Below are 23,928 nucleotides of genomic sequence, written 5' to 3'. Positions count from 1 at the left end.
GGGCCTCAGTCGTCCTCGTTGTCGCCGAAGTCGGGGCGGACGTCACGGGCGGCCATGATGGTGTCGTTGGAGGTGCCGGCGGCGACCATCGGCCACACCATGGCGTCCTCGTGGACGATGAAGTCGACCACGACGGGGCGGTCGTTGATGGCGTTGGCCTCGGCGATGACCTTGTCGAGGTCCTCGGGGGACTCGCAGCGCAGCGCCACGCAGCCCATCGCCTCCGAGAGCTTCACGAAGTCGGGGACGCGGGTGCCTCCGGCGGGCTTGCCGGGCACCGGCTGGCCGTCCGCCTGCGGGTCGTCGGGACCGCTGTGCAGGACGGTGTTGGAGTAGCGCTGGTTGTAGAAGAGGGTCTGCCACTGGCGGACCATCCCGAGGGCGCCGTTGTTGATGATGGCGACCTTGATCGGGATGTTGTTCAGCGCGCAGGTGGTCAGTTCCTGGTTGGTCATCTGGAAGCAGCCGTCGCCGTCGATCGCCCAGACCGTGCGCTCCGGCTGGCCGGCCTTGGCCCCCATCGCCGCGGGCACCGAGTACCCCATGGTGCCGGCGCCGCCGGAGTTCAGCCAGGTGGCGGGCTGCTCGTAGCGGATGAAGTGGGCGGCCCACATCTGGTGCTGGCCGACGCCCGCGGTGAAGATCGTGTCCGCGGGGGCGAGCTGCCCGATCCGCTCGATGACCTGCTGCGGGGAGAGCGAACCGTCCGCGGGCTGGTCGTAGCCCAGCGGGTAGGTGTCCCGCCAACGGTCGATGTCGGTCCACCAGGCGGTGTAGTCGCCGGGGTGGCCCTCGGCGTGCTCCTTCTGGACGGCCTGGACGAGGTCGGCGATGACCTCGCGGGCGTCGCCGACGATCGGCACGTCGGCGGCCCGGTTCTTGCCGATCTCGGCCGGGTCGATGTCCGCGTGGACGATCTTGGCGTACGGGGCGAAGCTGTCCAGCTTGCCGGTGACCCGGTCGTCGAAGCGGGCGCCGAGGGCGACGATCAGGTCCGCCTTCTGGAGCGCGGTCACCGCGGCGACGGAACCGTGCATCCCGGGCATGCCCAGGTGCTGCGGGTGGCTGTCGGGGAAGGCGCCGAGCGCCATCAGGGTGGTGGTGACGGGCGCGCCGGTGAGTTCCGCGAGGACCTTCAGTTCGGCGGTGGCGCCGGCCTTGATGACTCCGCCGCCGACGTACAGCACGGGCCGCTTGGCCTGGGTGATCAGCTTGGCTGCCTCACGGATCTGCTTGGCGTGCGGCTTGGTCACCGGGCGGTAGCCGGGCAGGTCCTGGGCGGGCGGCCAGCTGAAGGTGGTCTTGGCCTGGAGGGCGTCCTTGGCGATGTCGACCAGGACCGGCCCGGGGCGGCCGGTGGCGGCGATGTGGAACGCCTCGGCGATGGTCCGGGGGATGTCCTCGGCCTTGGTGACCAGGAAGTTGTGCTTGGTGATCGGCATGGTGATGCCGACGATGTCCGCCTCCTGGAAGGCGTCGGTGCCGATCGCGGCGGAGGCCACCTGTCCGGTGATGGCGACCAGCGGGACGGAGTCCATGTGCGCGTCGGCGATGGGGGTGACCAGGTTGGTGGCGCCCGGTCCGGAGGTGGCCATGCAGACGCCGACCTTGCCGGTGGCCTGGGCGTACCCGGTGGCCGCGTGGCCCGCGCCCTGCTCGTGGCGGACGAGGATGTGGCGCACCCGGGTGGAGTCCATCATCGGGTCGTACGCGGGCAGGATCGCACCGCCGGGGATGCCGAACACCGTCTCGGCCCCGACCTCTTCGAGGGAGCGGATGAGGGACTGCGCACCGGTGACGTGCTCGACGGTGGCGGACTGTCCTCCGGAACGGGGCCGCGGCTGCGGATGGTGGGCCCCGGTGGCCTGCTCGGTCATCGTCATTCTCTTCTCGATGCTGAGGGGGATGTGCGACGGTTGTACGGAGTGTTGCGGTCTGCTCGGGCGACCGGCGCGGTGCCGGTGCAACAAAAAACCCCTCGTGCCGTGAGGCAAGCGAGGGGAGCGCGCCGGTGCGGGTAGCGGGGTGTGGTGGACGACCCTGCTTCAGCCGACGCGCTGTCCAAGTACGAGAATTCGGGTGCGCATGGATCAGACCCTCCCTCTCGCACTCAACCCCTGTCAAGCGGGTGGGACGCGGGTCTCATTATGTGGGCGGGGCGATGCTCCGAAGCGGTATCCGCCGGCGGGCGGCGCGGGGTGGGTGACCGGACTCAGGGGGGTGTATCCGCCCTGGCCACGGGGGTCGCGAGGGGTCGCGGGCCCCAGGGCGGCGCGTGGCTCACGAGCGCCCCGGGACAGGCCCCGGGGGCCGGCCAGCACGGCCGCACCGAGGGCCTTGGGTCCCTCCTCGTACACCGGCTCCCGGGGCTCGCCGCCCTGTTCGCGGGGGACGGGGTACCGCCCCGTCGTCAGGGCCCTGCGGAGTCGGTGCTCGTCCAGCGCTCCGGAGAACGCCATGCCTTGACCGTGGGTGCAGCCCATCGCCCTCAGCGCGGTCACCTGCTCCGGCAGGTCCACTCCGTCGGCGACGGCTTCCAGGCCGAGCGCGGTCGCGATCCGCACCAGTCCGCTGGTGATCTTGTGGAGCCGGATGGACTCCACGACGCCCTCGACCAGGCCCCGGTCGAGCTTGAGGACGTCGAGGGGGAGCCGGCGCAGCGCCTCGATCGCGGTGGGGCCGGCGCCGAAGCCGTCCAGCGCGATCCGGGCCCCGGCCCTCCGCAGCGCGGTGAGGCGGCGTTCCAGCGCGTCCAGCGAGAGGGCGGGGCCGACGTCGGCCAGCTCGATCGTCAACTGGCCGGCGGCGAGACCGTGCCGGGTCAGCAGGCCCTCGACCGCCACCGCGGTGCCGCCGCGCTCCAGCAGGCCGTGTGCACCGAGCCGGACGACGAGGGCCGTGCGGTGGCCGGCGCGGGCCCGCTCGGCGGCCCGGGCGACGGCCTCCTCCAGCGTCCAGCGGTCCAGTGCCGCGGCGCGGTCGACACCGGGGTCCTCGCCCCCGGGATGGCCCGGCAGCTCGGACAGGGTGCGGAACTCGGCGGGGGTGAACAGCACGCCCTGTCCGGACCGCCACCGGGCCTGCGCCGCGACGGCGCTGATCGATCCGGTGGCGAGGTGCACGACGGGCTGGTGGAGCAGGGCGAACTCGCCGCCGTCGAGGGCCGTCCGCAGCCGCCCGGCCAGTTCGGTCCGACGGACGGCCTCGGCCTGGAGGTGCGGCGCGTACAGCTCGACCCGGCCCTTCCCCGCCGCCTTCGCCCGGTACATCGCGAGGTCGGCGTTGCGCAGCAGTTCGCTCTCGCCGAGACCGGGTTCGGCGAAGGCGATGCCGATGGACGCGGCGACCTTGAGGTCGTGGCCGCCGATCGCGTAGGGCTGGGAGAGGCGGATGCGCAACCGGTCGGCGAGTTCCACGAGGTGGCGCTCGCGGGCGGACCGGTCGGCGTCGCCGCCGCCGACGACGAGGGCGGCGAACTCGTCGCCGCCGAGCCGGGCGGCCGTGTCGCCCTGGCGCACCGCCTCCTGGAGCCGCCGGGCGGCTTCCACCAAGAGGGCGTCGCCGGCCTGGTGCCCATGGGTGTCGTTGACGGCCTTGAAGCCGTCGAGGTCGATGAAGAGCACCGCGGTGCCCGGGTCCCGGTCAGCGGAGCGGCGACCGCCGAGGGCGCCGGCGACCCGGCGGGTGAACAGCGCCCGGTTGGGCAGTCCGGTCAGCGGGTCGTGTTCGGCGCTGTGCTGCAACTGGGCCTGGAGGCGGACGCGTTCCGTGACGTCCCGGCTGTTGAACAGCAGTCCGCCGTGGTGCCGGTTGACCGTGGACTCCACGTGCAGCCACTGGTCGTTGCCGGAGTGGAAGCGGCACTCGATGCGGGTGGTCGGGTCGACGGGCGGGTCCGCGGCGAGGAACCGTCGCACCTCGTGGAGGAAGGCGCCGCGGTCGTCGGGGTGGATCAGCGAGGCCAGCTCGCTGCCCACGAGGTCGTCCGCGTCCCGCCCGTAGACCCCGGCGGCGGCCGGGCTGACGTACTGGAGCACGCCGTTGGGCGCGGCGATCATGATGACGTCGCTGGAGCCCTGCACCAGGGAGCGGAAGTGGTTCTCCTGCTCGGCGAGTTCTCGGGTGAGGGCGACGTTGTCCATCAGCATGATGCCCTGCCTGACGACCAGGGCCAGGACGACCGTGCAGGCGGTGACCAGCACCACCCGGTCGACGCTGCGGTCGTTCAGGACGTTGTAGAGGATGCCCAGGGTGCAGACGGTGGCCGCCAGGTAGGGCGCGAGCGCCGCGAGCGAGCCGGAGGTCGGCCGGGGGCGCTCGGGACGCCGTCCCTCGTCCGGCGGGGGGCCCGGGGCCTGCGGGGCCGGCAGGCCCCGGGTCGCGCCGGGGTCGGCCGGGCAGCCCGGGCGGGACAGCGGGTGGGCGTGCGCCGGCTGCTGCGGATGCGCGCCGGGCTCGCAGTCGGTCGGGGGGCGGACGGAGGGTTCCGGGACGGACGCCCACGGCGCGTAGGCGAGCAGCAGGGAGCCGGCGAACCAGCCGGCGTCGAGCAACTGCCCGGAGCGGTAGCTCGCGTGCAGCAGCGGCGAGCTGAACAGCGCGTCGCACATGACGGTCAGGGCGAGGGCGCCGATGGCGGTGTTCACCGTGGAGCGGTTGACGCAGGTGCGCCGGTAGTGCAGGGCGAGGACGATGCTCACCAGGGCGATGTCCAGCAGGGGGTAGGCGAGGGAGAGCGCCGTGTGGGAGACGCTCCGCCCCTGGAAGCGCGCCGTATGGGCGAGCGCGAGGCTCCAGGAGAGGGTGAGCAGGGAGCCGCAGATGAGCCAGGTGTCGAGGCCCAGGCAGATCCATCCGGCCCGGGTCACGGGACGTTTGGCGAGCAGCAGCAGTCCGACGATGGCGGGCGGGGCGAAGCAGAGGAAGAACAGGTCGGCGAAGCTGGGGCTGGGCACGGGCACCCGGAGGACGACCTCGTACCAGCCCCAGACGCCGTTTCCCAGGGCGGCCATGGCGGAGGAGAGGGCGAACAGGTACCAGGCCGCGCGCGGGCGGCTGTGCCGGGTGCGGGCGTACAGCAGGCAGGAGACGGCGGCGGTCGCCGCGGCGGCGCTCAGCCCGAAGTCACCCATGATCAACGCCACTTCGGGGGAGCCCCAGTCGAGGGCCGCCCCCATCGCGTAGCCGCCGCAGACGACGGCGAGCAGCAGGTGGACCACCCGTCCGGTGCGGCCGCCCTGCCCGGTCCCGGCGGATGCGGTGGTGCCCGGGGCACTCACCGGGTGCTCCCCGGCCGGGAGCGCGCTCGGTTCCGGTGGCCGTGCCGCGACCGGTGGCGCGCGGGGGCGGCTGCGCCGCGTCCGCCCTCATGATCCGGGCGACGGCACCGAGCGGGTGCGCGCCCGGGTCGGCGTCTGGTACCCCTGAGTGTCGGATGGTCGTTCCACAGGCCGTGCACCAACGATCAGCCCCCCTCGCGTTCCGCTGTCCCGTCCCCCGCGCCACACACTGCGTGGCGCAGCCCCTAGCGGCGACGATACACCAAACTGGTCACTCAGGGACATAGCCTCTCTACTCTCCGTGACTACGAGTGACCTTTCGGGTGCCCGACCAGCCCGGGGAAGTCGGGCGCTTCCGACAGCCGGCCCGCCCCGGGCGCGAAGTACCAAGGGTCGCGCACGGCGTGGGACGACGGCGCACGACCGCCACGAGGGTGCCCGGTGCACTTCAGTGCGCTGCTGACGCTCCCTGCGCGCCGGGCTGTCGGCCCGTCACCCGGACCACGTTCGCCAACGGCTCCCCCGCGGCGTACCGGGTGAGTTGCTCGACCAGCAGGCGCTCCGCGCGGGGGCGGAACGCGCTGGAGGGACCCCCCGCGTGCGGGCTGATCAGCACCCCCGGGGCGTGCCACAACGGATGCCCTGCGGGGAGCGGTTCGGGGTCGGTGACGTCGAGGGCGGCGGTCAACCGCCCCGGGTTCCCGGTCAGCTCCGCGAGGAGCGCCCCGGTGTCCACGACCGCCCCGCGCGCGATGTTCACCAACAGCGCCCCGTCCTTCATCCGGGCCAGGAACCCGGCGTCGACGAGGTGCCGGGTGGCGTCGGTGAGCGGGGTGGCGAGCACCACCACGTCGGCGGCCGGCAGCAGCGCGGGCAGGTCAGCCAGGGCGTGCACGGGGCCGTGCGGGGCGGGCCTCGCCCGGCGGGCGACCCGGGTGACCTCCCCGACCTCGAACGGTTGCAGTCGGTCCTCGATCGCCGCGCCGATCGACCCGTACCCCACGATGAGGACCGACCGGTCGGCGAGGGCGGGGCGGAAGCCCGGGCGCCAGTGGCCGCGGTCCTGGTCGCGCACGTGGTCGGGGATGCCGCGCAGGGCGGCGAGGACCAGGGCGAGGGCCAGTTCGGCGGTACTGGCGTCGTGCACCCCGCGCGCGTTGCACAGCCGGACCCCGGCGGGCAGCGCGTCCACCGCGGGCAGCACGTCGTCCACCCCGGCGGTGAGCGTCTGGACCACCTCCAGCCGGGGCATCAGGGGCAGGGCGCCCACCTTCACGGACGACTGCTTCAGGTAGGGCACGGTGAAGAAGGCGCACCGGGCCGGGTCGGCGGGGTACGGCTGCGTGCCGTCCTCCCCGCCGTCGTAGAAGTGGTAGTCCAGCCCTGTGGGGAGACCCGCGATCTCCTCGGGCGGCAGCGCGAGCCATACGTCACCGGTCATGCCCCGAGGCTATGCGCTGCCGGCACTCCCCGTCGGCCCGCCTGCGCCGGCGGCTGCGCCCCCGCCGTGCGCCCGCCGCCGCACGGGTCGGCGACCCGGGCACGGAGGACGTTCACCAGCGGTTAGTTTGGGGGCCGCTCGAACGGCACGGGGAGGGTACGGCGAGGTGGAGCGCAGGACGATCGGCGCGACGGCACTCGAAGCAGGCGCGGTGGGACTCGGCTGCATGCCGATGAGTTGGGCGTACTCCGCCTCCCGACGGCGTGGCGACGAATCCCTGCGCACCGTGCACGCGGCCCTGGACCGGGGGTGCACGCTGCTCGACACCGCCGACATGTACGGGCCGTTCACCAACGAGCTGTTGCTCGGACGGGTCCTCAGGGAGCGCCGGGGCGAGGCCCTCGTCACCACCAAGTGCGGGCTGTTGGTGGGGGATCAGCACATCGTCGCCAACGGCCGGCCGAGCTACGTGAAGCGGGCCTGCGACGCCTCCCTGCGCCGGCTCCAGACCGATGTGATCGACCTGTACCAGTTGCACCGGGCGGATCCGGAGGTTCCGGTCGAGGAGACCTGGGGCGCGATGGCCGAGTTGGTGGGTGCGGGCAAGGTGCGGGCCCTCGGGGTCTGCGCCCTGGGCGGCCGGGCATCCCGCCGCTCGGGCGGGCGCCGCCCCCACGAGGTGACGGTCCGCCGGCTGGAACGGATGCAGCAGGTCTTCCCGGTGGCCGCGGTCGAGGCGGAGCTGTCGGTGTGGTCCCCGGAGGCCCTGGAGGTGCTCCTGCCTTGGTGCGAGGCGCGCGGGGTGGGCCTCCTCGCGGCGATGCCCCTCGGCAGCGGGTACCTGACGGGCACCCTCACCCCGGGGCAGGGCTTCGAACCCGACGACGCCCGGGCCCGGCACCCCCGGTTCACCGCCGAGGTGATGGCCGCCAACCAGTCGATCGTGGCGGGATTGCGCCGGGTCGCCCGGCGGCACGGGCCGGACGCCACCCCCGCCCAGGTGGCGCTGGCCTGGGTGCTGGAGCGGGGCCGGCACGTGATCGCGGTGCCCGGGGCCAAACGGGCCCGCTGGGTGGTGGAGAACTCCCGGGCCGCCGCGTTGCGGCTCACGGACTCCGACCGGGCGGAGATCGCCGCCCTGCCGCCGGTCCGGGAGTCCTGGGAGCCCCGGGAGTAGGACGCCCGTCCGCGTCGGCGCGCGGGGCGCGTTCCGCGCCGGCGGGAACCTTCCGGCGCCCGGCGGGGTACTCAAGGTGAACCCGCCCCGTCGAAGGGACCGCGATCGTGTCACGTCCAACCATGACGGCCGCCCTCACCGCGGCCGTGCTCGTGCTCCTCTCCGGATGCTCCTCCGGGGAGGAGGCCCCGCCCGCCGACCGGGGGAGCGGATCGGCCTCCCCCGCCGCCCCCTCCCCCGGCCGCACCGCCGCGGCCGCCCCCGCGAAGGGCTCGGTGGAGGCGGTCCGCACCGTGGCCGAGGGGCTCGACTCGCCCTGGGGGCTGGTGTCGCTGCCCGACGGCGACCTGCTGGTCTCCTCCCGTAACGAGGGCACCGTCAGCCGGATCGACGGCCGGACCGGCCAGCGGGTGGAGCTGGGCGCGGTTCCCGGGGTGGCGGCGGCCGGGGAGGGCGGGCTCCTCGGCATCGCCCTCTCCCCCGCCTTCGACTCCGACCGGATGGTCTACGCGTACTTCACCACCGCCTCGGACAACCGCATCGCCCGGATGCGGTACGAGGAGGACAAGCCCACCGGCGCGCAGCTCGGCGCGCCGAGCACGGTGCTGCGGGGCATCCCCAAGGGCACGATCCACAACGGCGGGCGCATCGCCTTCGGCCCGGACGGGATGTTGTACGCCGGAACGGGCGAGATCGGTGACACCGGGCTGGCCCAGGACAAGGAGTCCCTCGCCGGGAAGGTCCTGCGGATGACCCCGACCGGTGAACCGGCGCCCGGGAACCCCTTCGGGGAGGATTCGTACGTCTACTCCTACGGCCACCGCAACGTCCAGGGACTGGCCTGGGACGAGGAGGGACGGCTGTGGGCCTCGGAGTTCGGGCAGGACACCTGGGACGAGCTGAACCACATCGTGGCCGGTGACAACTACGGCTGGCCCGAGGCTGAGGGCAAGGGCTCCGGCGGCGACTTCCACGACCCGGTCGCCCAGTGGCGCACCTCGGACGCCTCCCCCAGCGGGATCGCCTACGCGGCGGGCTCGATCTGGCTGGCGGGGCTGCGCGGCGAGCGCCTGTGGCGGGTGCCCGTCCGGGGCGTGGAGGGCGCCCCGGAGCCGGAGGAGTTCCTGCGCGGCGAGTACGGACGGCTGCGCACGGTGGTGGCGGTGGGCGGCAACACCCTGCTGCTCACCAGCAGCGAGACCGACGGCCGGGGAACACCCGGCCGGGGCGACGACCGCATGGTGGAGCTGGAGGTGGAGTGACGCGGGGTGGCCGGGGGGCCGCCGGGGCGGGACGCTACGGCTGCGCCCGCGCGGACGGCGGATCCGGGGCGAGCAGTCGCAGCCGGTGCACCAGGGCTGCGGCCTCGCCCCGACCGGACACCCCGAGCTTGGGGAGGATGTGGGAGACGTGGACGCTCGCCGTCTTGGGCGAGATGAACAGTTCCTCCGCGATCTGGCGGTTGCTGCGCCCCGCGGCGACCAGGCCCAGGACCTCCCGCTCGCGCGGAGTGAGCCCGTAGGGGGCCAACGGGTCGTCGGTGGGGGCGGGCGCGCCGGGGCGGGCGAGGGCGAGCCGAGCGCGCCCGGCGAGCGCGGTCACGGCCTCGCCGAGGGGGGCGGCGCCCAGGTGTCGGGCCAGGGCTGCGGTCTGCCGGAGCAGTTCCGCCGCCCGGGCCCGGCCGTCGGGTGCGTCCTCGCCCACCGCGGTGGCCGGGGGCGTCGGCGGGCTCCCCCCTCCGGCGGACGGGCCGCGACGCGCGGCGGCGCCCGCAGTGGGCTCCGCGAGCAGTGCCTCGGCCAGCCGGTAGCGGACCCGGGCGAGGTCGTAGGGGCGTTCCAGGGGGGTGAAGGCGTCGACGACCGCGTACCAGTCAGCGCAGGTCGAGAGGTGCTCGGCGCGGCGCATCTCGGCACGGACCCACAACGCGTGCGCGTGCCACACGGGGGCGCCCGTGGCCACGGACTTCACGGCGGTGCGGAGGGTGGCGAGGGCGACGGCCCGGCCGGGGGCGGCGATCGGCAGCCCGCGCGCCTCGGTCTCCAGGGTGGCGGCGGCGACCAGCAGCGGCCAGACGTAGCGCTGGGTGCCGGGCGGGAAGCCCGCGGCGAGGGCGGCGGCGAACTCCGCCCGGGCGTCCAGGATCCGGCCCTCGCCGGCGGCGACGCCGAGGGCGAGCCGGGCTAGGGGGATGGCCTGCTGGGGCACGGGGTCGTGGCTGCCGTAGTGGCGGCGGGCCTCGGCCAGGTGCCGGGCGGTCCCCCCGGTGTCCCCGCGGGCCAGGGCGAGGTGGCCGGCGATCACGGCGGCGGCGCCGCGGGGCTTGGAGCCGTGGCCGGGGTGCTCGGCGTGGGCGACGGCCCGGACTGCCTCGTCCCAGCGTCCGAGGCTGTAGAGCGAGTCGGCGAGGTTGCCCCAGATCCACGCCTGCGTCTCGCGCAGGCCGTAGTGGCGGGCGTGGTCGACGCCCTCGTGCAACAGGGCGACGGCCTCGCGGGAGCGCCCCAGCGCTTCGAGCGAGTGGGGGAGGTTCACGTACACGCGGCCGGAGCCGCTCAGGCCGAGCCCCAGCGCGTTCTCCTTGATCCGGTACATCTGGGCGAGGCCCGCCTCCGCGTCGCCGGCGTCGACCATGAGACTGCTGAGCGTGAGCCGGGCGTTCTGCTCGATCTCCGCGGCGCCCACCATGCGCGCGTACTCGACGGCGCGCTCCGCGGCGGTGAAGCTGTCCGGGCCGGGCCGGTGGATCATCGACCAGTTGGCCACCCGGGCGAGGACCTCGGCATGCACCGGGGACGGCGGCAGCCCCCGCACCAGGTCCTGGGCGGTGGCGAGTTCCTGCCAGCCGTCACCGCGGGCGAGTGCCTGGACCAGCATCGACCGCTGCACCCAGAACCAGGCGGCGCGCAGCGGGTCGGGGGCCTCCTCCAAGGACCGCAGGGCCCGCTTGGTGATCTTCAGGGCCCGGACGCGTTCCCCGCAGAGGCGCCCGGCGACGGCGGCTTCGGCCAGGACGTCGTGGAAGGTGAGGGGAGTGGCTGCGGGCATTCCCTCGTAGGGCAGGAACTGGCCGATGTAGTCGCCCGCGCAGAGCCGGGCCCGCACCGTTTCGGGGGCGGCGTCCCACAGCTGCATCGCCCGTTCCAGCAGGCTCAGTTGCTCGGCGTAGGCGTACCGGTCGCGGGCCTCAGCGGAGGCGCCCAGCACGGCGGGGAGCGCCTTGGCGGGGTCGTGCGCGTGGTACCAGTAGCTGGCCAGTCGGGTGGCGCGCTCGTCGGCGGGCACCAGGGTCGGCTCGGCTTCCAGGGCCTCGGCGTAACGGCGGTTGAGGCGGGAGCGTTCCCCGGGCAGCAGGTCGTCGCTGACCGCTTCGCGGACCAGGGAGTGCCGGAACCGGTAGCCGTCGCCCTCCGCGGTGGGCTGGAGGACGCTGGCTCCGACCGCGGCGCGCAGTGCCTCGATGAGCCCGTCCTCGGCGAGCCCGGCGACCGCGGCGAGCAGGGCGTGCCCCACCGTGGAACCGCCCTCGGCGACCGCCCTGACCACGTGTTGGGCGGGGTCGGGGAGGCGTTCGACGCGGACCAGGAGGAGGTCGCGCAGCGAGTCGGACAGCGGCGGGCAGCGGTCCTCCCCCGCAGCGGCGGCGAGTTCCTCGACGAAGAAGGCGTTGCCGTCCGAGCGGGCGAAGACCTCGTCGACGAGGGCGGGGTCGGGCTGCGTGGCGAGGATTCCGGCCATCTGCGCGCCCACCTCGATCCGGTTGAATCGGTGGAGTTCCACGCGGCGGACGCTGCGCAGCCGGTCGAGTTCGGCCAGCAGGGGGCGCAGCGGGTGGCGTCGGTGGATGTCGTCGGCGCGGTAGCTGGCGAGGACGACGATCCGGCCGCGGCGCAGGGCGCGGAACAGATAGGTGAGCAGGTGCCGGGTGGAGGCGTCGGCCCAGTGCAGGTCCTCCAGGACCAGCAGGAGGGTCCGGTCGTGGGCGAGCCGTTCCAGGAGGCGAACGGTCAGTTCGAAGAGGCGGGCCATGGCCTCCTCGTTGTGGCTGCTGCCGCCGACCGGGCCGCCCAACTCCGGCAGCAGTCGGGCGAGTTCCTCCTCCTGGCCGGCGGCGGCAGCCGCGAGTTCCCCGGGGAGCAGCAGGCGCAGGGCCCGGAGGGCGGTGGAGAAGGGCGCGAAGGGCAGGCCGTCCGCCCCGATCTCCACGCAACCGCCGATGGCGACGACGGCCTCCCGGGTGAGGGCCGAGCGGGCGAACTCCTCGATGAGACGCGTCTTTCCGACGCCGGCCTCGCCACCGAGCAGGAGCGCTTGCGGCTCCCCCCGAGCCGCGCGGCCGAGCGCTTGGTGCAGCACCGCCAGTTCGGCGGTGCGGCCGATGAACACGGGGCTGACGGATCGGGACTCCACGCCGCCGAGCATCGCACAGCGGCCAGGAACTCCCCCAGTGGATATCTCCGCAGGTCCACGGGGCGGGCGGGGGCCGGGGGGACCGGTGGGCCGGTCGGCGGGGCCCGGCGGGGGCACTGGGGTGCGCGGCGCCCCGGAGGGCACCGGGCCGGCGTCCCCGCGCTGCCCACGGGGGTCCGGCGCGGGGACGCCGACGGTCATGCGGCGCGGGCGTAGTTCTCGGTCCGCGACTCCGGGGGCCGGGGCCGTTCCGGCGTGCCCGGATCGGCGCCGTCCAGGGCCTCGCCCTCCCGTTCCGGGCGGCGCACCTGGTGGAGGAGGCGCCGGCGGGCGGCCTCCTGGTGGAGTTCGGCGGCCCTCAACTGGTGCAGTTCGTAAGCGAACATCGGGTTCCCCCTCGGTCGGTGGTGACACCTCTTGGCGCACTTCCACCGTCGCCGTAAGCGAGGGGCCCGCGCATCGGGAAGATGCCGCATCCTGGGCGCCCCGGGTGCCTTAGGCCCCCGCGGGAGCCTGCCCGTGGCGGATGAGGTGGCGGGTACGGGGCGGCGGTCGCTAGCCGTTCCCCCGGGCCGCGCGCCACTCCGGAGCCAGCACGGACCACACCTCCATGTCGTGGCGCACCCCCCGGTAGGGGTAGCTCTCGCGGAGGACTCCGTCGCGGTGCATGCCGAGCCGCTGGGCGACCCGGCGGCTCGGCTCGTTGGCGGCGGCCGTGACCCATTCCGCGCGGTGCATGCCGCGCTCCTCGAAGGCCCAGTCGAGCAGGGCGCGGGCGCCCCGGGTGACCAGGCCGCGTCCGGTGGCGGCGGGCTCCAGCCAGCAGCCGATCTCGCAGTTGCCGGTGGTCGCGTCGAAGGTCCGGAAGAGCAGCCCTCCGACGAGGGCGTCGTCGATCCAGATGCCGTGCAGGCTGCCGCTGTCGGCCGCGCGCTTGTCCGCGTACGAGCGGAGCAGGGCCCGGGCGGCGTCGGTGTCGTGGACCCCGGCACCGAAGGCGATGTACTGCCCGATGAAGTCGCGCCCCCGGTCGAGGTGGGTCAGGAACTCCTCGGCGTGCCAGGGCTCCAGGGGACGCAGTCGTGCCCCGTTCCCGTCCAGTTCCCTCGCGTACACGGTGCTTCCCCTCGTCGTGGTGCGGGTGGTGCGGCGCCGCTGGTCAGGCGTCCGCCCCGGCCCGGGCGGACCGGCACTCCCCGCGCCGCCCCGGAATCCTCGCACGTCCGTCGCCCGGGGCGACGGGTTGCCGGGGCCGCTCGATGCTGATCCGGGGGAGGAGCCGGTCCAGGGAGCGGGGCAGCCACCAGTTGGCGCTGCCGAGCAGGTGCATCAGGGCCGGTACCAGGAGGGTGCGCAGCACGAACGCGTCGAGGGCGACGGCGGCGGCCAGGGCGATGCCGAACATGGCGATGACCCGGTCGCCGGTGAGGACGAACGCCAGGAAGACGGCGATCATGATGACCGCGGCAGAGTTGATCACCCGGCTGGTCTCGGCGAGGCCGACCCGGACGGCCCGTCGGTTGTCCCGGGTGGCCAACCACTCCTCGTACATCCGGCTGACCAGGAAGACCTGGTAGTCCATGGAGAGCCCGAAGAGCACCGACACCATGATCACGGGCAGGAAGGGTTCGATGGGGCCGGCCCGGCCGAGACCGAGGAGGTCGCTCCCCCACCCCCACTGGAACACCGCGACGACGACCCCGAAGGCCCCGGCGACGGCGAGCACGTTCATGGCGGCGGCCTTGAGCGGGATGCCGATCGAGCGGAAGGCCAGCAGGAGCAGCACGCAGCCCAGGGCGACGACGACCCCGACGAACAGGGGCAGCTTGCCGACGATGAGCGCGGCGAAGTCGTCGTAGCCGGCGGTGACCCCGCCGACGTGCAGGTCGAGGGCGGTGCCCTGCTCCGCGCGCGGCAGCACCTCGGTGCGCAGCCGGTCCACCAGGTCGCTGGTCCGCTCGGACTGGGGGGCGGACTCGGGGACGACGGTGAGCAGGGCGGTGTCCCCGTCGGGGGCGTAGGTGACGGGGCTGACCGAAGCCACGTCCTCGGTGCCCCGCACGGCCTCGGCGAGTTCCGCCAGGGCGGCCCGGTCCGCCGCCCCGTGCACCTCGCCGACCAGGGTGAGCGAGCCGTTGACGCCGGCACCGAAGCCCTCCGCGAGCAGGTCGTACGCCTGGCGGGTGGTGGCGGACTCCGGGTTGTTGCCCTGGTCGGAGGTGCCGAGGTGGAGCGAGAGGGTGGGCAGGGCGAGCACCGTGACGGCGGCGAGGGCGAGGACGCCCAGCTTCTTGGGGTGCCGTTCCACGAAGGCGGCCCAGCGGGCGGCGAGCCCCTGCGGGGGCGTGCCCGTCTCCGGTTCGGGTCCTTGCTCGGCGAGTCGGCGGCGCTCCCGCCGGCCGAGGGCGCGCGGGCCGATCCAGGACAGCAGGGCGGGCAGCAGGGTGACGGAGGCAGCGACGGTGAGGACGACGGTCAGGGAGGCGGCGATGGCGACCCCGTCGAGGAACCCGAGTCGCAGGACGAGCATGCCGAGCAGGGCGATGCAGACGGTGGCGCCGGCGAAGACGACGGCGCGCCCGGTGGTGGCGACGGCCTCCTCGACGGCCTTCCCGACCGGGAGGCCGCGGCGCAGTCCCTGCCGGTGCCGGGTGACGACGAACAGCGCGTAGTCGATGCCGACGCCGAGGCCGATGAGCATGCCGAGCATCGGGGCGAAGTCGGCGACGGTCATGGCGTGCCCGAGCAGCACGGTCCCCGCGTAGGCGGTGCCGACGCTGACCAGGGCGGTCGCTATCGGCAGCAGGGAGGCGGCGAGGGAGCCGAAGACCAGGAACAGCACCACGGCCGCGACGGCGACGCCCACGGTCTCGGCGAGGAGGCCGCCGCGGGGTTCGGTGAGGGCGACGGCGCTGCCGCCGAGCTCGACGCGCAGGCCGTCACCGGCAGCCCGCGCGGCGGTGTCGACGACGGAGCGGGCGTCGGCCGCGGTGAGGTCGCCCACGGGGCGGTCGAAGGTGACGGTGGCGTAGGCGGTGCGGCCGTCCGCGCTGATCCGGTCGGCCTGCGCGGGCCCCTCGCCGTAGGGGCCGGCGACGACGGCGACGGCCGGCAGCTCGGCGACCTCGTCCAGGGTCCGCGTCATGGTCCGTTCCACGTCGGCGGCGCGCACGGTGCCGTTCTCGGTGTGCCAGACGATGGTGCCGCCGTCGCCGACGACGCCGGGGAAGCCCCGGGCGAGCAGTTCGGTGGCCCGACCCGATTCGGTGCCGGGCACCTCGTAGTCGGTGGAGTACGCGGAGCCGGCCAGGGCCGCCGCGGTCGCGGTGGCGCCGAGGGTGAGCAGCCAGAGCAGGACCGCCAGGAGGCGGTGCCGGACGCACCATCGTGCGAGTGCTGCCACCGTGGGGCTCCCGGGGTGCTGGGGCGGGTCTTCCGCGGGCGGAGCCGGTGCCCCGGTGGGGGCGCGCGGCAGGGCCCGGAGCGCCCACGGGGGTCCGCGGGCGCTCCGGAGCCGCCGGGAAGAGCGCGAGAACGGCGTGTCGGCGCGGGCGCACGCGGGTGACCCGCGCCCGGGACGCGCCTGCACGGATGACCGCGCACGCCCCGGACGACACGGATGAACCGCTGCCACTCTCGCAGGATCGGGTGATCGTTGGACCGGTTCGTGGTTCTCCTCACAGAACCGGTGGGGCCGGGCTCGGGACGCTTGCGGACGCGCCGGAGGGCGGCCCCGGGAACCCCGGGACCGCCCTCGTCGCCTGCGTCAGCCCTCCACGCCCAGCTGGGCGAGGATCAGCTCCTTGACCCGGGCGGCGTCCGCCTGGCCGCGGGTCGCCTTCATGACGGCCCCCACCAGGGCTCCCGCCGCCTGGACCTTGCCGCCGCGGATCTTCTCCGCGATGCCGGGGTTCTGGGCGATGGCGTCCGACACGGCCGCGGTGAGCGCGCCGTCGTCGGAGACGACCTTCAGGCCCCGCTTCTCCACGACCTCGTCCGGGGTGCCCTCGCCGGCGAGGACGCCCTCGATGACCTGCCGGGCCAGCTTGTCGTTGAGGTCACCGCCCGCGACCAGCTCCGCCACCCGGGCGACCTGCGCCGGAGTGATCGGCAGCTCGTCCAGGGCCTGCCCGGACTCGTTGGCGCTGCGGGCCAGCTCGCCCATCCACCACTTGCGGGCGGCGGCCGAGTCGGCCCCGGCCTCGATGGTGGCGGCGATCGGGTCGACGGCGCCCGCGTTGAGGATGGACTGCATGTCGTGCTCGGAGACGCCCCACTCCTCGCGCAGTCGGTTGCGGCGCACCCGGGGCAGCTCGGGCAGGGTGCCGCGCAGCTCTTCGACCCACGCCCGGGCGGGGGCCACGGGCACCAGGTCGGGCTCCGGGAAGTACCGGTAGTCCTCGGCCTCCTCCTTGACCCGGCCGGAGGTCGTGGAGCCGGTGTCCTCGTGGAAGTGGCGGGTCTCCTGGACGATGGCGCCGCCCTCGTTCAGGACCGCCGCGTGCCGCTGGATCTCGAAGCGGGCGGCCCGCTCCACGGACCGCAGCGAGTTCACGTTCTTGGTCTCGCTGCGGGTGCCGAACTTCTCCCGGCCGTGCGGGCGCAGCGACAGGTTCACGTCGCAGCGCATCTGGCCCATCTCCATCCGGGCCTCGGAGACGCCGAGGGCCCGGATCAGCTCGCGCAGCTCGGCGACGTACGCCTTGGCGACCTCGGGGGCCCGCTCGCCCGCGCCGACGATCGGCTTGGTGACGATCTCGATGAGGGGGATGCCCGCGCGGTTGTAGTCGAGCAGCGAGTGCGAGGCGCCGTGGATACGGCCGGTGGCACCGCCGACGTGCGTCGACTTGCCGGTGTCCTCCTCCATGTGGGCGCGTTCGATCTCCACGCGGAAGACCTCGCCGTCCTCCAGCTGGACGTCCAGGTAGCCGTCGAAGGCGATGGGCTCGTCGTACTGGGAGGTCTGGAAGTTCTTCGGCATGTCCGGATAGAAGTAGTTCTTCCGGGCGAAGCGGCACCACTCGGCGATCTCGCAGTGCAGCGCGAGACCGATCTTGATCGCGGACTCGACGCCGGTCGCGTTGACGACCGGGAGGGAGCCCGGCAGGCCGAGGCAGGTGGGGCAGGTCTGCGTGTTGGGCTCCGCGCCCAGCTCCGTGGAGCAGCCGCAGAACATCTTGGTCCTGGTGCCCAGCTCGACATGGACCTCCAGGCCCATGACGGGGTCGTACGACGCGAGCGCGTCCTCGTACGACACCAGGTCGGTCGTGACAGTCACGTGGAACTTCCCTCTCAGCCCAGCAGGACGTCGTCGTCACCGAGGCGCTTCAGCTCCCGGTAGAGGATCGCCAGTCCGGTGACGATGGCGGCGGCGGACACGGCGGCGTCGACCAGCCGCAGCGTGTCGTGCTCGGTGCGGGCCTTGCGGGCCTGCTTGACGATGCTCACCGCGCCGAACGCCGTGGTGGCCATGGACAGGTAGGTGCCGGACTTGGACTTCTTGAAGCCCTTGGCCTTGGACAGTGCGCTCACAGTGACGGTGCCTCCTCAAGCAGCGGGTGACCCCAGCGTTGCACGAAGGCGGCCTCGACGGCGGCACCGACCTTGTAGAGGCGGTCGTCCTGCATCGCCGGGGCGATGATCTGGAGGCCGACCGGGAGGCCGTCCTCCGGGGCGAGGCCGCAGGGCAGCGACATGGCCGCGTTGCCGGCCAGGTTGGTCGGGATGGTGCACAGGTCGGCGAGGTACATCGCCATCGGGTCGTCGGCGCGCTCCCCGATCGGGAAGGCGGTCGTCGGCGTCGTCGGCGACACGATCACGTCCACCTGCTCGAACGCCTTCTCGAAGTCCCGGGTGATCAGCGTGCGGACCTTCTGGGCGCTGCCGTAGTACGCGTCGTAGTAGCCGGAGCTGAGCGCGTAGGTGCCGAGCATGATGCGCCGCTTCACCTCGTCGCCGAAGCCCGCCTCGCGGGTGAGCGCGGTGACCTCCTCGGCGGAGTGGTTGCCGTCGTCGCCGACCCGCAGGCCGTAGCGCATGGCGTCGAAGCGGGCCAGGTTGCTGGAGCACTCGGAGGGCGCGATCAGGTAGTACGCCGACAGCGCCAGGTCGAAGGACGGGCAGTCCAACTCGACGATCTCGGCGCCCAGTTCCTTGAGCAGTTCCACCGACTCGTCGAAGCGCTGCACGACGCCGGCCTGGTAGCCCTCGCCGCGGAACTGCTTCACCACGCCGACCCGCATGCCCGCCACCGAACCGTTGCGGGCGGCCTCGACCACCGGCGGGACCGGGGCGTCGATGGAGGTGGAGTCCAGCGGGTCGTGGCCGCCGATGACCTCGTGCAGCAGGGCCGCGTCGAGGACCGTGCGGGCGCAGGGGCCGCCCTGGTCCAGGGAGCTGGAGAACGCGACCATGCCGTAGCGGGACACCCCGCCGTACGTCGGCTTGACGCCGACGGTGCCGGTGACGGCCGCGGGCTGGCGGATGGAGCCGCCGGTGTCGGTGCCGATCGCCAGCGGCGCCTGGTAGGAGGCGAGGGCCGCGGAGGAGCCGCCGCCGGAGCCGCCCGGGATGCGGGTCAGGTCCCACGGGTTGCCGGTCGGCCCGTAGGCGCTGTTCTCGGTGGAGGACCCCATGGCGAACTCGTCCATGTTGGTCTTGCCGAGGATGACGACGTCCGCGTCCTTCAGCTTCTTGGTGAGGGTCGCGTCGTAGGGCGGGATCCACCCTTCGAGGATCTTGGAGCCGACCGTGGTCGGCACGCCCCGGGTGGTGAAGATGTCCTTCAGCGCCAGCGGCACGCCCGCGAGCGGCCCCAGTTCCTCGCCGGCGGCGCGCTTGGCGTCCACCGCGCGGGCCTGGGCGAGGGCGCCCTCGCGGTCCACGTACAGGAACGCGTGGACCTTCTCGTCGACGGCCTCGATCCGGGCCAGGTGGGCCTCGGTCACCTCGACGGCGGTCAGCTCGCCAGAGGCGATGCGCGCCGCCGTCTCGGCGGCGGTCAGCCTGATGATGCTGTTCGGGTCGGCCATGGCGGTCAGTCCTCCCCCAGGATCTGCGGGACCTTGAAACGCTGCTGCTCCTGGGCGGGGGCGCCGGACAGCGCCTGCTCGGGGGTGAGCGACGGTCGGACCTCGTCCGCGCGCATGACGTTCGTCAGCGGCAGCGGGTGGGAGGTCGGCGGGACGTCCTGGTCGGCGACCTCGGCGACGCGGGCGACCGCGCCGATGATGTCGTCGAGCTGACCGGCGAAGTGGTCGAGTTCTTCGCTCTTCAGCTCCAGGCGTGCCAGCCGGGCGAGGTGGGCGACCTCCTCGCGCGTGATGCCAGGCATGCGGCGATCCTCTAGGGGTGAGTAATGGGTTTTGGCCCAATCCTATGGGGCCCGACCCCGTCCCCGCGAAACCCCCGCCCGCACGGGAGCTCACCGCCCGGGGTGGCGGAGCTCCCGCGGGTCGCCGAGCCGGACGGGCTCGCCGTCCTCCTTCCGCACGGTGTGCAGGCGCGCCCGTTCACCGGGCAGGAGCACGACGAGCGCCGGACGGACGGCCGGCGGCTCCTGCCGGGCCCCCGGGAGCCTGACCGAGACCCGTGGATGCAGAATGCACCCATGTCGACGACGCACGCCCCCGACGCCGCCACCGGCCAGGACGCGGGGCCGATCAGCCGGGCCCTGGCGCGGGCCTTCCACGACGACCCCATGATGGGCTGGTTCTTCCCCGAGGCGTCCTCGCGGGAAGCGTCCCTCGTGGAGTACTTCACGGTGCTCTTCACCCGTCAGTACCTCCCCGACGGCGTGTGTGAACGCACCGGCGGGGCGGCCGCCTTCTGGATGCCGCCGGAGCGGGCGCGGGCCGTTCCCGACCCGGAGACCGTCGGAACCCTGTTGGGAATTCTCGGCGACCGGGCCGGAGCGTTCCGCGAAGCCGTGGAGACGGCCGCCGCGCACACGCCCCGGGAGCCGCACTGGTCCCTCGCCGTGATCGGCGCCGACCCCGCGGTCCGCGGTCTGGGCCAGGGGGGCGCGCTGCTGCGCTCCGGGTTGGCGAAGGCGGACGCGACCGGGCACCCCGTGTACCTGGAGTCCTCCAAGGAGTCCAACATCCCGGTCTACGAGCACTTCGGCTTCGCCGTCAGGGAGGAGGTGCCGCTCCCCGGTGGCGGGCCGGTGCTGTGGTCGATGTGGCGCGCGCCGCGACCGCCGGCCGACCGCTGACGGGCCCCGCCCGCCCTCAGACCGCGCCCCGCTCCTCGGCCCGGGGCGGCCCGGCGGGCAGCAGGAGGGCCACCAGCCAGAGCACGGCCGCGACCGCGGCGGCCCCGCCGGCGGACGGGCCGTGGATGGCCCAGGCCCACCACTCGGGGGTGTTGTCCGCACGGACGCCCAGCAGCAGCGTCGGACCGAAGGTGCCCAGCGGGAGCAGCCAGGCCATGCCGTTGCCGAAGAACCGGGCGCTGATCACCGCGAGGCCGAGGTGGCCCACGGCGTTGCGGGCCGAGGTGGTGAAGACCTCCGTGGGCAGGCCGAAGGCCAGCGGCAGCGCGGCCAGGAGGAGGGCGAACAGGGTCAGGGCCACCACGTGCAGCCGGCGGTACAGGGTCATCGGCTGGGCCGCGTGCCGCTCCAGGTCGGCCATCGGCGAGTGGAGGGTGGTGGCCAGCACCACGGCGTGGGCGACGGGCACCAGCGCGGCCACCGGAACGCTGTAGTCGACCAGGTAGCGGACGTCGGGGAAGCCCACCCGGGACTCGGTGAGCGCCGAGGCGGCCACCGCGAGGACCAGCGCGACGAGCGCGGCGCGCGGCAGTTCGCGATTGCGCGCGAAGGCGACGGCGGGGTTCACCGGGGCAGCGGGGGGACGGGACGGCAGGAGCCGACGGCGTGCGCGGCGGCACCGAGCCAGCGGTCCCGGTCGGCGGCCGGCGCCTCCAGCACCCGGCCCAGGGCGGCGCCGAAGTCCTCCCCGTAGTACGCCGGGGGCATCTTCGCCCGGCTCTGGACGGCCGCCTCCAGGAGGTAGGCGTCGGGCATGCCGCCGGCCTCGTCCAGCAGGTGCGGCCCGCAGCCCTGCGGCGGCTGCGGCAGCGCGGCGACGAGCAGCGACTCGGTGAGGGTCCGCGCGTCCACCGCCGGCCGGGCGACGGGGAGTTCCGCGCTGCCGGCGCCCCGCGGGGCCAAGCCGACCTCGTGGAAGGCGCGGCGGAACCCGGGGAGGTCGCCGAGGGCCTCGTCGACGGTGCGGGTCGCGGTGCGGGCCTGGGGCAGCAGGTGCCGGTTGTCGGGCCACAGGCACGTCTCGGTGCGGCCCTCGGTGACGCAGACGGGTTCCGCCGGCTGCGGCGCGGGGACCGCCCAGAAGGAGTGGGGGGCGGGTCGCAGGAACAGCAGGGTGCCGGCGGCCAGCACCGCCACCGCGACCGGTACCGCGACCAGCGGGCCGGGGGACGGGGCCGTGCGGCGCGCCAGGGCGGGCAGGGCCAGTACGGCGAGCGCCGCCGCGGCGCACCAGGCGGTCGCGAGGAGCAGGCGCACGGTGTTCGGTTGGTGGGCGACGTCCCAGTGGCTGTCGATCGCCGGCAGCAGCCGGACCAGCGGCAGTTCGGGTGCGAAGGCGGTCAGCAGGAACACCAGGTACCAGAAGGCACCGACGGCCGGGGCGATGATCCGGGACGGCAGCAGGGCGCCGGCGGCGACGCCGACCGCGATCTGCACCGCGATCACCGCCAGGGTCAGCAGCAGGGGCGTCCATGCCGGCCGGGTGACCTCGCTGATCTGGGCCGTGCGGTGGAAGGCGACGGCCGCCAGCAGGGCGGTGACCAGCAGCGCCCACAGCCATGCGGCGGCGCCCACCAGCAGCGCCTGCGACCAGCCGCCGCGGGGGGTGGTGTCCGCCCAGAGGTGCGCCCGGGTGCGCTGGGCGCGGCTGGCGCTCCAGGCAGCGGCGGCGGCCATCAGGGAGCCCATGACGATCACGCCGAAGACGTGGACGACCAGGCTCGTCTGGTTCCACCAGCCCGCCCAGTCGTTGGTCTGCGGGTCGCCGGAGAGCAGGTACCAGAGACCGGCGGCCGCGCACAGGGCGGCCGCCTTGCCCGCCTCGCCCCGTCGCATCTCGTGCCACAGCACACGCGTCACGGTCGTTCGCTCCCCTGTTCGCCGGTGCCCTGACCGACCACGGCCAGGTAACCCGCCTCCACCGCCGGGCCGTCCAGTGCCGTCCCGTCGTGCCCCGGGGCCCGTCCGCAGAGTTCGGCGGCGGTCCCGCTGAAGCGGGCCCGGCCCTCCAGGAGGACGTGGATCCGTTCGCAGACGTGGGCGACGTCCTCGGCGAGGTGGGTGCTCAGCACCACGGCGGACCGTTCCCCCAAGTCCTTGATGAGGGTGCGGAACCCGACCCGCTGGGCGGGGTCCAGACCCACCGTGGGTTCGTCCAGCAGGACGAGGTCCGGACGGTTGACGACGGCCTGGGCGATGCCCGCCCGGCGGAGCATGCCGCCGGAGAGCGCGGACATGCGCCGGTCCGCGTACTTCTCCAACTCCACCAGGTGCAGGGCTTCGCGGACCCGGTCGCGCCGTTGCCCGGCGGGCACCTTGCGCAGCCATGCCGCGTACTCCACGAACTCCCGGAGCGTGAAGCGCGGGTAGTAGCCGAAGGATTGGGGCAGCACGCCGACCCGTTCCCGCACGGCGCGGACGCCGGCCCGGCCCCGCACCGGCTCGCCGAGCAGGGTCACGGTGCCCTCGTCGGGGCGGCGTGCCGTGCTCAGCAGGGAGAGCAGGGTGGTCTTGCCCGCTCCGTTCGGCCCGAGCAGGGCGGTGGTGCCGGAGCGGAACTCGGCGTGGACGCCGTCGAGGGCGACCACGGTCCGGTAGCGGACCGTGGCGCCCTCGACGGACGCGACCGGCGTCACACCGGTCGTGGTCATGTCACTGTCGACGGTCACTTTTTCCTGGTTTTTTAGTTCTCGGCGGCCACGAAACCGTAGGCACGGCTGCCGGGCACGCCCGCCCAGGTGGCCTTGGTGTAGTACTTGTTGCCGGTGCTGGTGCTCTTGTAGGCACCACAACCGTACCCACTGGAGTAGTTCCGCGAGGTCGATGCGATCTGCGGGTCGGGCAGGAGCGACCGGTCCTGGTAGACGTAGGCGCTGAACGTCTTCAGGTCCGACGTCGGAACGTCGCCGCAGGCACGGACGCGGTTGGATCCGGGTCCGCTCCAACGGTTGCCGTCCTCCTGGCTTCCGGAGGTCGCGATCGAGAACGGGAGCCGGCTGCCGCTGATTTCACCGGCGGCGGCGATTCCGACGGGAAGTGCCAGCACGGCGGCGAGAGTGGTCGCCGCTATGCGGCGGGGCGTGAGCAACATGATGTTTCCCCCATCATTGCTTTTCCGTGAATTGACCTCGTATTCGAGATTCACACGAGTCGCGCTCATCGTAGGTCGGGCCCAACCCGCCCCGGAGAGACGGAAGTCACACGTGTCACTGAATGGCTTGAAGAGGTGGTTGTGACACCCAACTACATCTGGGGCGCCAGGGGCCCGCTGCCCTTGCCCTCACTGTGGGAACGTTCCGTTCCGGGACGGGCCGCCCCGGCACGATGTGGCCGAGTCTCACGGGTG

At 73.9% G+C, this 23,928-nt stretch carries 18 protein-coding genes; 3 read left to right on the top strand and 15 right to left on the bottom strand.

Features of this window, described 5'->3' with window-relative positions; genetic code table 11:
• Positions 1 to 5 precede the first annotated feature (5 nt).
• The 3 genes from ACSMX9_RS21990 to ACSMX9_RS21980 all read right to left on the bottom strand — a co-directional run bounded on the left by ACSMX9_RS21990 (position 6) and on the right by ACSMX9_RS21980 (position 6,720).
• Positions 6 to 1,877: an acetolactate synthase large subunit gene (locus ACSMX9_RS21990; RefSeq protein ID WP_445396288.1), complete on the bottom strand. Its 1,872-nt coding sequence runs from the start codon at positions 1,875 to 1,877 to the stop codon at positions 6 to 8.
• A gap of 243 nt (positions 1,878 to 2,120) precedes the next feature.
• Positions 2,121 to 5,279, bottom strand: a complete 3,159-nt coding sequence (locus ACSMX9_RS21985) for a putative bifunctional diguanylate cyclase/phosphodiesterase (RefSeq protein WP_445396286.1) — start codon at positions 5,277 to 5,279, stop codon at positions 2,121 to 2,123.
• A 448-nt stretch (positions 5,280 to 5,727) separates the two neighbouring features.
• Positions 5,728 to 6,720, bottom strand: coding sequence for a 2-hydroxyacid dehydrogenase (locus ACSMX9_RS21980; protein ID WP_445396284.1), 993 nt, complete (start codon positions 6,718 to 6,720; stop codon positions 5,728 to 5,730).
• Positions 6,721 to 6,886: 166 nt separating this feature from the next.
• Between ACSMX9_RS21980 and ACSMX9_RS21975 the strand changes: the two genes are divergently transcribed.
• Both ACSMX9_RS21975 and ACSMX9_RS21970 read left to right on the top strand, forming a co-directional pair.
• The gene (locus tag ACSMX9_RS21975) at positions 6,887 to 7,897 is read left to right on the top strand and encodes an aldo/keto reductase (RefSeq protein WP_445396282.1); all 1,011 of its coding nucleotides are present in this window, start codon (positions 6,887 to 6,889) and stop codon (positions 7,895 to 7,897) included.
• Positions 7,898 to 8,019: 122 nt separating this feature from the next.
• The gene (locus ACSMX9_RS21970) at positions 8,020 to 9,159 is read left to right on the top strand and encodes a PQQ-dependent sugar dehydrogenase (RefSeq protein ID WP_445403062.1); all 1,140 of its coding nucleotides are present in this window, start codon (positions 8,020 to 8,022) and stop codon (positions 9,157 to 9,159) included.
• A 34-nt stretch (positions 9,160 to 9,193) separates the two neighbouring features.
• Here the strand turns inward: ACSMX9_RS21970 and ACSMX9_RS21965 are convergent, their stop codons facing one another.
• From ACSMX9_RS21965 to gatC, 8 genes are all read right to left on the bottom strand, one after another.
• Positions 9,194 to 12,319 (bottom strand): helix-turn-helix transcriptional regulator, encoded by a 3,126-nt coding sequence (locus ACSMX9_RS21965; protein WP_445396280.1) that lies wholly within the window; start codon positions 12,317 to 12,319, stop codon positions 9,194 to 9,196.
• Positions 12,320 to 12,504: 185 nt separating this feature from the next.
• Positions 12,505 to 12,693 (bottom strand): hypothetical protein, encoded by a 189-nt coding sequence (locus tag ACSMX9_RS21960; protein ID WP_445396278.1) that lies wholly within the window; start codon positions 12,691 to 12,693, stop codon positions 12,505 to 12,507.
• Between the two features lie 169 nt (positions 12,694 to 12,862).
• The gene (locus ACSMX9_RS21955) at positions 12,863 to 13,423 is read right to left on the bottom strand and encodes a GNAT family N-acetyltransferase (RefSeq protein WP_366113801.1); all 561 of its coding nucleotides are present in this window, start codon (positions 13,421 to 13,423) and stop codon (positions 12,863 to 12,865) included.
• A gap of 43 nt (positions 13,424 to 13,466) precedes the next feature.
• A complete protein-coding gene (locus tag ACSMX9_RS21950; protein ID WP_445396276.1) occupies positions 13,467 to 15,710 on the bottom strand; it encodes an MMPL family transporter in 2,244 nt (747 codons plus the stop codon).
• Between the two features lie 363 nt (positions 15,711 to 16,073).
• On the bottom strand, positions 16,074 to 17,585 hold the full coding sequence (gene gatB / locus ACSMX9_RS21945) for an Asp-tRNA(Asn)/Glu-tRNA(Gln) amidotransferase subunit GatB (RefSeq protein WP_445396274.1): 1,512 nt from the start codon (positions 17,583 to 17,585) through the stop codon (positions 16,074 to 16,076).
• A gap of 14 nt (positions 17,586 to 17,599) precedes the next feature.
• A complete protein-coding gene (locus tag ACSMX9_RS21940) occupies positions 17,600 to 17,779 on the bottom strand; it encodes a hypothetical protein (RefSeq protein ID WP_445403061.1) in 180 nt (59 codons plus the stop codon).
• A gap of 56 nt (positions 17,780 to 17,835) precedes the next feature.
• Positions 17,836 to 19,338, bottom strand: a complete 1,503-nt coding sequence (gene gatA / locus ACSMX9_RS21935) for an Asp-tRNA(Asn)/Glu-tRNA(Gln) amidotransferase subunit GatA (protein ID WP_445396273.1) — start codon at positions 19,336 to 19,338, stop codon at positions 17,836 to 17,838.
• Positions 19,339 to 19,343: 5 nt separating this feature from the next.
• Positions 19,344 to 19,640 carry an Asp-tRNA(Asn)/Glu-tRNA(Gln) amidotransferase subunit GatC gene (gatC, locus tag ACSMX9_RS21930; protein WP_023538474.1) on the bottom strand — a complete coding sequence of 99 codons (297 nt, stop codon included), beginning with the start codon at positions 19,638 to 19,640 and terminating at the stop codon, positions 19,344 to 19,346.
• A 276-nt stretch (positions 19,641 to 19,916) separates the two neighbouring features.
• Here gatC and ACSMX9_RS21925 point away from each other — a divergent pair, with 276 nt between their 5' ends.
• On the top strand, positions 19,917 to 20,522 hold the full coding sequence (locus ACSMX9_RS21925; protein ID WP_445396271.1) for a GNAT family N-acetyltransferase: 606 nt from the start codon (positions 19,917 to 19,919) through the stop codon (positions 20,520 to 20,522).
• Positions 20,523 to 20,538: 16 nt separating this feature from the next.
• On the opposite strand, the gene ACSMX9_RS21920 is transcribed toward ACSMX9_RS21925, so the two are convergent.
• From ACSMX9_RS21920 to ACSMX9_RS21905, 4 genes are read right to left on the bottom strand one after another with little or no spacing between them, the layout of a single operon-like run.
• Positions 20,539 to 21,150, bottom strand: a complete 612-nt coding sequence (locus tag ACSMX9_RS21920) for a hypothetical protein (protein ID WP_445396269.1) — start codon at positions 21,148 to 21,150, stop codon at positions 20,539 to 20,541.
• A complete protein-coding gene (locus tag ACSMX9_RS21915) occupies positions 21,147 to 22,442 on the bottom strand; it encodes a hypothetical protein (RefSeq protein WP_445396267.1) in 1,296 nt (431 codons plus the stop codon). The genes ACSMX9_RS21920 and ACSMX9_RS21915 overlap by 4 nt, the downstream gene beginning before the upstream one ends.
• Positions 22,439 to 23,233 (bottom strand): ATP-binding cassette domain-containing protein, encoded by a 795-nt coding sequence (locus ACSMX9_RS21910; protein ID WP_445396265.1) that lies wholly within the window; start codon positions 23,231 to 23,233, stop codon positions 22,439 to 22,441. The genes ACSMX9_RS21915 and ACSMX9_RS21910 overlap by 4 nt, the downstream gene beginning before the upstream one ends.
• Before the next feature lie 32 nt (positions 23,234 to 23,265).
• A complete protein-coding gene (locus ACSMX9_RS21905) occupies positions 23,266 to 23,673 on the bottom strand; it encodes a hypothetical protein (RefSeq protein WP_366113812.1) in 408 nt (135 codons plus the stop codon).
• Between the last annotated feature and the right edge of the window lie 255 nt (positions 23,674 to 23,928).

The sequence above is a fragment of the Streptomyces sp. LE64 genome (assembly GCF_052606915.1).
Note: the sequence above shows the minus strand (reverse complement) of the source record. Positions and strands in the feature narration are given on the sequence as shown.